We start from the raw sequence: 7,894 nt of genomic DNA, 5'->3' as shown, positions 1-7,894 counted from the left end.
TCACTCGTTTCGAGGAAAGGACTCCCTGTCCTTCTTTTCTCCCCGGGCCTCCCGGAGAGGCCCGACCCACCTGAACTTTACTCAGTCTGTCTCAGTTACAGAATGCTTCATGAGACGCGCACTCCGGCAGGGATTCGATCCCGCCGGAGCGCGCTGCGGTCATCGGTGCAGCCTACACCGCTACAGCCTCGTGGCAAGCATGATCAGCTGCTTCATTCCAGTGTGGATCGACTCGATCTCCGAAGACTCCTCGAACGAGTGCCCGCCAGACGACTTCGTCATGCCTATGTTGATGGAGTGTATTCCCTTCGCGATCCCGACGTTGGCGTCGGTCGCCCCGGCAAACCCGACCGTGGGGTTGAACCCGAGTTCCCTCAGGACCTCAACTGCTGTGGTGGTGAGCTTGTGCTCGGCCGCTCCAGGCAACACGCCGGCGGGTATGTCGTTCATCATCTCGTAAGTGAACGTGGCGCCGGTCTCTGCCGCTGCCGCGCGGAGGGCGGCGAAGACATTGTCGCTCAACTTGGAGAGCGCGGCCCCGTCTTGGCTCCTCATGTCAATTGTCATCCATGCCTCGCCGCAGATTGCGTTCGGCACCGTCCCGCCGCCGAGCACTCCGCAGTTCAGGTGAATGCGGGGATCTTGCTCGACCTGGAACTCGTAAACCTTCCCCAGGGCGACGCCGAGGGTCTTCGCAGCCGAAGGCTTGCCCATGCTCGAAAGGGTGTGCCCGCTCGGAGTGGTGAAGATCGCCTTCACCCACTTGATTCCAAGCGCCCCGGCGGTTACCCCTCCTAGTCCACCGTCGACAGCCACGACCATGTCGACTTTGCGGTCTATGTGGTCCATCAGGTAGGCCATACCCTTGAGCCCGATCTCCTCCTGGACTGTGGCGGCGAGGATCAGGTTCGCATTCGTGCGAGTTCCAGTCTCCTTGAGGGCCTTGGCGAGCCATATGAGCCCTACTACTGACGGGGTGTCGTCCCCTGACCCTGGGCAGTGGAGTCTCCCGTCCTTGATGGTGGGGGTGAGGTCTGTGTCGTTCTCGAACACCGTGTCCATATGGGCGGCGAACAGAACGGTGGGACCTTCTGGAGCACCGGCGATGAACCCTGTCACGTTGCCCATCTCATCCACTTTGACATCAAGGAGGCCCACCTCCTCGAACTTCTCCCGGATCCATTCGACCCGTTTCTGCTCCTTAGTGGACTTGCCGGGGATCTGGACTAACTCGATCCAGTCCCGCACTATGGCATCGCGGTTGGCCTCGACGTAGCTAAGTGCGGCCTCAGCCTGCGGAGCAGCGTACACCGGTACGAGCGCGATGGAGCTGAGCACGAGGGCAAGAACTAAGAGTGGTGCTAGATGCCTTTTCACAGTGTCACACCCTTTCTTGATGTATTCCACCCTGGGATGGTATATTGCGCATGATTATACTGACAGAGAGAAGTATGCGCAACGACTGGCATCGGGGGTGTACGGGCGGAATGCGGCCATGGACGCCCACCGGACGGTCGCGTACACACCCTCTCGGCGTTGTTCAGCGTTGTTCGTTGCCAACGCGTTATGGAAGGGGTAGACTCTATAGTACCATTCCTAGGGAGGTTTCCGGTTACCTAATGAAAGTCGCCTTGGCGACGCTCGGGTGCAAGGTCAACCAGTACGACTCGGAAGCTCTTGCCGCTCTCTTCCGGCGGGCAGGGTTCGAGGTAGTGCCTTTCGAAGAGAGTGCAGATGTGTATGTGGTGAACACCTGTACGGTCACTCAGACCGGTGACAAGAAATCCAGGCAGATGCTGCGTAGGGCCGTGACGCGCAACCCGGACGCGGTGGTCGTGGCGACTGGGTGCTACGCGCAGTCGGCTCCCCGCGAACTCCAGGCAATTCCCGGAGTCCGTGTGGTTACCGGCACGACGCCTCGCCGCGGAGTCGTGGATGCGGTCCTGCGTGCGCTGGAGCAACATGGGCAGGTTGTGGAGACGATAGATGCCAGGGCTTGCAGGGAGTACGAGGAGCTGCAGGTGGAAGGGTCGGCCGAGCGTGCCCGGGCTTTCGTCAAGATAGAGGACGGTTGCGACAGCTTCTGTTCCTACTGCAGGGTCCCGTACGTGAGGGGGCCCGTTCGGAGCCGTGACCCCGACAACGTCCGGGACGAGGTCTCCCGCCTGGCGCAGGCGGGGTTCAGAGAGGTGGTCCTCACCGGAATCCACCTCGGCTTCTACGGGAGGGACTTCGGGGGGAGGCCCGACCTCGCGGACATTGTGGTCCTCGTGGCCGGAATCCCGGGTATTGCCCGGGTCAGGCTCAGTTCGATCGATCCCACTGATGTCACGGATCGGCTTCTTGATGTGATGGCAGAGTCCGCAAAGGTCTGTGCGCACCTGCACGTCCCGCTTCAGTCGGGCAGCGACCGAGTGCTCTCGCTCATGAACCGCAGGTACACGGTTTCCGAGTACGAAGAGGTTGTCCGTTCTGCCCGGGAGCGGATCCCAGACCTCGGCCTCACTACTGACGTGATTGTTGGGTTCCCAGGCGAGGACGAGGAGGCATTCTCCAGCACGTTCTCAGCAGTGGAGAGGATCCGCTTCTCCAGGCTCCATGTGTTCCAATTCTCCCGAAGACGGGGAACTGCCGCGTGGGACATGCCGGGGCAAGTGCCTCGCGCCGAGAAGGAACGGCGGAGCTCTGCCCTGATCAAACTCGGACGCAGACTCGCGCTGGAATTCCACCAGTCGATGGTCGGCCGGGCAGTGGATATTCTGGTGGAGCAGGCGGAGGGAGGATCATACGAGGGGCTCACTTCGAACTACGTGAGGGCGGTGGTCCGGGGGACGAGCCGCCCGGGCGATCTAGTTAAGGTGCGGGTCACCGAAGCCAGGGACGACTCTGTTGTGGCCACGGAGGAAGGATCGAGTTGAGCATTGTCGAAACATGTTCAGGCTATTAGGGGGTGTAGGGCCCATGGAGACTTGCGTCTTTTGCAGGATTGCGGCTGGGGAGATCCCGGCAACAGTTCTCCACGCAGACGACGAGCTTGTGGCGTTTCGGGACATAAACCCACAGGCTCCGATCCATTTTCTCATCATTCCTCGCGAGCACGTGCCGAGTATCCTGGATCTCGATGAAGCTCACGACAGGCTTGTGGGCAGAATCCTCCGCCTCGCTGCGTCGCTTGCCCGCGATCTCGGAATCGCCGAAACGGGGTTCAGAGTAGTCGCAAATTCAGGAGCAGACGCTGGACAGAGCGTGGGCCACATCCACTTCCACGTGCTCGGGGGCAGGTCACTCGCGTGGCCCCCAGGCTAGGCCACGGTTGGCCTGGACGACCTGGGCGGATGTGCCGTTGACACGTTTCCGGAGTGTGCAGTATAATTTGTCAAGATTGCCTCGTGGAGTGTCACACAACGCCGTGAGGTCCCTCATCGTGAGATGACTGTGGGCGGAGAGGGGGGGAATTCGTATGGCAGAAGTAAGAGTCGGCAAGAACGAGTCGCTGGACAGCGCCCTCCGCCGGTTCAAGCGCCAGTGTCAGCAGGCTGGTGTTCTCTCAGAGATTCGAAAGCGCGAGCATTACGACAAGCCGAGCGTCCGCCGGAAGAAAAAGTCCGAGGCGGCGCGGAAGAGGCGGTACCGCAGCTAACCTTGCCCCCCTCTCAAGATCCGGTCCTTTTGGGGAGAGACTCCGGTCTCTCCCCTTGCTCATTGGTGTGCACGCATTGTGCACGGCATAAACCCCGCTTCCGTGGGCAAATTGAACGAGAGATTCCGTTTTCGGGGACACGGAGTGCGGAGGCCCGATACTTGAGAACTCCAAGAAGACTCACACGAACCTCGAAAATGCAGCCAAGAATGCTCCTCTCCAAGAAGCCGGCGCTTCCTGAGGACATGGGCCGGAGCGAGGACACGGCCCGAGCTGCCGGAACCGAGCAGGGGTCAAGTCCAGAGATGACCGGCGGCGGGCAGGCCGGCCCCCCCATACCCAAGTCGTTGGACCGCGTGGAGCAGGAGCTTCGCCGCGAATTGGGCAACGAAAGCGCGGACATCATCATACGGCGGCTGGTTATCGGGACCGAACCCGAGCTGGACGCCATCCTGTTCTACGTAGAGGGGCTTACGGACCGGAACACCATCAACCTTATGGCCCTGAGATCTGTCATGCTCTCCGGGCGAGGGCCGAGGCTCCGGCCCGAGGACATGACCGAGGAGAACGTCGCACGTGTCCTCATGACCCACCTTCTTCCATCTGGCCAGGCCACGCTCTACGACACGCTGGACTCGGTCATAAGCCGGGTGCTCGCCGGGGAAACCGCCCTCTTCATTGAGGGAAGCCCGAAATGCATCGTCTTCGAGACCAAAGGCTGGGAACACCGGAACGTGGGCGAGCCCAACGCCGAGAGAGTGATCCGAGGGCCGAGAGAAGGGTTTACGGAACTCCTCCGCGCAGACACTGCCCTGGTCCGCCGGAGGATCAAGTCGCCGAACCTCAGACTTGACTCGATGGAGGTGGGTGAGCGATCCAAGACAGACATCGTCGTGGGTTACATAGAGGGCCTCACCAACCCAGAGCTGGTCCGCGAGGTCAAGAAGCGGATCGAAGCGATCAAGACGGACATTCTCCCGGACTCGGGATTCCTCGAGCAGTTCATCGAGGACTATCCCTATTCGCCTTTCCCCCAGGTTCAATACACTGAACGCCCTGACAGGTTCGCGGCGGGGCTCTCAGAGGGTCTGGTGGGCATCCTCGTGGACGGAAGCCCTCTTGCGCTGATGGTCCCGGCCAACATGGCAAGCTTCTTCCAATCGCCCGAGGACTACTACGAGCGGGCACCTTTCGGAGGACCACTGCGCCTTCTCCGGTACGTCTCCGGTGTGTTGGCGCTGCTGCTGCCTGCGGTCTACGCGGCCGTAACCACCTTCCACCAGGAGATGTTGCCGACCGGGCTCGCCCTGACCATAGCAGGCACCCATATGCCGGTGCCATTCCCGGCTTACGTTGAGGCGCTCCTCATGGAAGTGTCCTTGGAGCTGATAAGGGAGGCGGGCGTGCGGCTTCCCGATCCAGTGGGGCAGACAATGGGGTTCGTCGGCGCCCTTCTGTTGGGGGATGCTGCGGTGTCCGCCGGACTCGTCAGCCCCATAATGGTCATTGTTGTCGCCATAACCGGGCTGGCATCGTTCGCCATACCTCACTACCCGACAGGCCTCGCTCTCCGCCTGCTCAGGTTTCCGCTGCTCCTGCTGGGTGCAGGCTTGGGGCTCTACGGCGTCATGGCTGGAGTCCTGGCCATATCTCTTCACCTGGGTTCGCTCACGTCCTTCGGAGTCCCTTACCTCGAGCCGCTGATGAAGCCCCGAGAAACCGTGCGCGATGTGATCTGGCGTTCACCGGTCTTCATGTTCCAGAGAAGGCCGAGCTACGCCCGGCCTCTTGACATGATTCGCCAGAAAGCTTTCATCCGGACCTGGAGCCCCGGCGTGGCGAAACGTGCCCAGGAAGCCGAAGAGGGGAACTCGGAGGGCACTGCCGGGGATACCCCAGCCGGGGGCCTGCAGGGTCAGGAAGGAGGCAGCCGCGACGAAGAAGAGCGATGAGATCCGCTACACGCAAGTAATAGTTCTGGCCGCCCTCATCGTCTTCGCGACCGGATTCCTTGCCGTCCCCAAGGTGATGGTCTCCATCGCAGGGAACGCTGGGTGGATCTCTATGTTCCTCGGGGGAGTGCTGGGGGTGGGCGTCGCGGCGGCCTGCGGCGCCCTCGCGGTCAGGTTTCCTGATCTGGGATTGGTTCAGATGTCCGAGAGCGTCTTCGGCCTGGCCCTGGGGAGGCTGGTGGGGCTGACTTTCGCGGCCTATGGCACAGCAATCCTAGCCATCGCATCGAGGCAGTTCGTCCTCGCCATATCAATTGCATTCCTTCAGGTGACTCCAACCGGAGTGGTGAGCGGAGTCTTTTACGCACTTGTGGTGTACGCAGCCTACCTGGGAATCGAGCCCATCGCCAGAGTCTCTATGGTGTTCTTTGCAGTCGCGGTGGTGTCTCTGGTGGCACTCGTCGGGCTGGCGCTGCCAGTCTCCGTCCCCGGCAGGCTCCTGCCCGTATTGGGGCAGGGTCCGGGTCCGATCCTGCTCGGGGCGGTCTCGGCCGGGTCCTACACGGGAGAGGTAATCATAATGCTGGCGGTCCTCAAGTACCTCCGGAGTAAGAAAGGTGTGGCCCGGGCCCTGGCCACGGGGGTGGGGATCGGCACGACAGTCATGGCTCTGTCGACTGCGTTCGGCGTCATGATGCTCGGTACCCGCGGAATCGCGAGAGTGACTTTCCCGGCGGTCGAGACTGCGCGGATGGTTGGAGTGGGCGAGTTCTTGGAGCGCGGGGAGATCATCTTCCTTGTCCTTTGGTTCACTATAGCCATTACGAAACTTGCTGCGGTCTTCTACGCCAGTGTCTCGTCCACCGCGGACGTCTTGGGCCTCAGGGACTACCGGCCTCTTGTCCTGCCTTACGGAGTCTTGACCCTGACGTTGAGCCTGATTCCTGAGAATATCGTGGAGTCCTTCGTCACGCTGGACTACTTCCGCCGGTACGCGGTGTACTACAGCGTTGCGCTTCCTCTTGCGCTCTTGGCAGGGGCGTTGTGGCGCGGAAAGGGGGCGGCGCATGAGGATGGGCCAAGTCCAGGGCAAAGCTAGATCTCTTGAGGCTGTATGGATTTGCTTGCTGCTCCTTGTTCTCCCCATGACGGTGGGCGGGTGCACGGACGCGCGGGAGATCGAAGATGTCGGGTTCATAATGGGCCTGGGCATAGACCGTGCGGAGGCCGGCGCCGGAAGAGCCAGCGAGGAACTGCGAGTCTGGGTGCAGGTGGTCATACCCTCCTCGAAGCCCGAGGAGGCCCAGCACGGGACGGCCTGGCTTGGCAGTGCAGTGGGGGGGAGCGTGTGGCAAGCCTTGCGCGCGCTCGAAACGAGGTCCGGTCGGAGCCTCTTCCTGGGGCATGTCCGCACCGTGGTGCTGGGAGAAGAGTTCGCGCGTGCGGGCATTGCCGAGGCCCTGGATATCTTCGCGCGAGATGCTCAGTTCCGTTACAAGTCATTGCTGGTGGTGACTCCTGACTCAGTCGAGGAACTCCTGTCTGTTGAGTCCCCGCAGGAACCGATGGCGTCCACACTCATAAACTCCATTATGAGGAATGCGGACCGTCCGTCCACCGCTCCGATGTCAACGTTTCTCCGGGTGATCACCTCCCTGGAGCAAGCGGGGGACCAACCCCTCTTGGCCCGCGTCAGCCTGCCGGATCAGAAGGTTGGGCAAGGTGGAGAGGCCGCGGGTGCGCCGGCGGGAGGCGGACCCACGGCCCCGCCCAGGGCCTCCCAAGGGCAGGGCGGCGCGGAAGGAGGAGGGCCGTCTGAAGCCGGACCCGGGGGGCAGACCCAGCAAAAGCCTCAGGAGCTCGAAGTATGTGGAGCTGCAGTCTTCCACGGTGACAAGATGATCGGGTGGCTGTCTTCTGAAGAGACTGCCATGGCGCTCATGCTCCGGAACGAGCTGCAAAGGTACTCATTCACCGCACCCGCCCCGGGGGATGCTCCGGGCACGATCGGTGTGTTCGTCATGGATGCGACATCTTCGATTAGGACCGGACGCATTGAGCCTGACCTGTCCCGCGTCCCCGTGCATATCACGGTGAAAGGCCACGTTGAGATCAGGGAGATCAAGTCACCCCGGGAATTCTTGACCCCCGAGGAAGTGCAACGGATAAACGACGAGCTATCGAAGAAGATGCAGGATGAGCTCACCCACTGCGTCCAACTGGCGCAACGGGAGTTCGGAACGGATTTTCTAGGTGTCGGAGAGGCTTTCCGGAAGAGGCTCTCCGTGCGGAGATGGGAGGA

General features: G+C 61.6%; 7 protein-coding genes. 6 read left to right on the top strand and 1 reads right to left on the bottom strand.

What is annotated here, in order from left to right; translation table 11 throughout:
• Nucleotides 1-180 precede the first annotated feature (180 nt).
• Entirely contained in the window at nt 181-1,377 is a 1,197-nt protein-coding gene (locus NUW23_14000; GenBank protein ID MCR4427274.1) for a M20/M25/M40 family metallo-hydrolase, read from the bottom strand.
• A 242-nt stretch (nt 1,378-1,619) separates the two neighbouring features.
• Between NUW23_14000 and mtaB the strand changes: the two genes are divergently transcribed.
• The 6 genes from mtaB to NUW23_13970 form a co-directional block, all read left to right on the top strand.
• The gene (gene mtaB / locus NUW23_13995; GenBank protein MCR4427273.1) at nt 1,620-2,918 is read left to right on the top strand and encodes a tRNA (N(6)-L-threonylcarbamoyladenosine(37)-C(2))-methylthiotransferase MtaB; all 1,299 of its coding nucleotides are present in this window, start codon (nt 1,620-1,622) and stop codon (nt 2,916-2,918) included.
• A 43-nt stretch (nt 2,919-2,961) separates the two neighbouring features.
• Nucleotides 2,962-3,306 (top strand): histidine triad nucleotide-binding protein, encoded by a 345-nt coding sequence (locus tag NUW23_13990; protein ID MCR4427272.1) that lies wholly within the window; start codon nt 2,962-2,964, stop codon nt 3,304-3,306.
• A 154-nt stretch (nt 3,307-3,460) separates the two neighbouring features.
• Nucleotides 3,461-3,640, top strand: a complete 180-nt coding sequence (gene rpsU, locus NUW23_13985; protein MCR4427271.1) for a 30S ribosomal protein S21 — start codon at nt 3,461-3,463, stop codon at nt 3,638-3,640.
• A 161-nt stretch (nt 3,641-3,801) separates the two neighbouring features.
• Nucleotides 3,802-5,592 carry a spore germination protein gene (locus tag NUW23_13980; GenBank protein MCR4427270.1) on the top strand — a complete coding sequence of 597 codons (1,791 nt, stop codon included), beginning with the start codon at nt 3,802-3,804 and terminating at the stop codon, nt 5,590-5,592.
• Nucleotides 5,486-6,691, top strand: a complete 1,206-nt coding sequence (locus NUW23_13975) for a spore germination protein (protein ID MCR4427269.1) — start codon at nt 5,486-5,488, stop codon at nt 6,689-6,691. The genes NUW23_13980 and NUW23_13975 overlap by 107 nt, the downstream gene beginning before the upstream one ends.
• Nucleotides 6,666-7,894: Ger(x)C family spore germination protein (locus tag NUW23_13970; protein MCR4427268.1), on the top strand; the 1,229-nt coding region annotated here is incomplete at its 3' end. The genes NUW23_13975 and NUW23_13970, both read left to right, overlap by 26 nt.

Source organism: Bacillota bacterium (assembly GCA_024655925.1).
Classification (GTDB): domain Bacteria; phylum Bacillota; class DTU025; order DTU025; family JANLFS01; genus JANLFS01.
The sequence above is the reverse complement of the archived record's forward strand: the minus strand, read 5'-3'. Positions and strand labels throughout refer to the sequence as shown.

What these genes read in the sequence shown, in the direction of transcription:
- mtaB (MCR4427273.1), top strand. Translation starts at nt 1,620, where the DNA reads ATGAAAGTCGCCTTGGCGACGCTCGGGTGCAAGGTCAACCAGTACGAC.
- NUW23_13990 (MCR4427272.1), top strand. Translation starts at nt 2,962, where the DNA reads ATGGAGACTTGCGTCTTTTGCAGGATTGCGGCTGGGGAGATCCCGGCA.
- rpsU (MCR4427271.1), top strand. Translation starts at nt 3,461, where the DNA reads ATGGCAGAAGTAAGAGTCGGCAAGAACGAGTCGCTGGACAGCGCCCTC.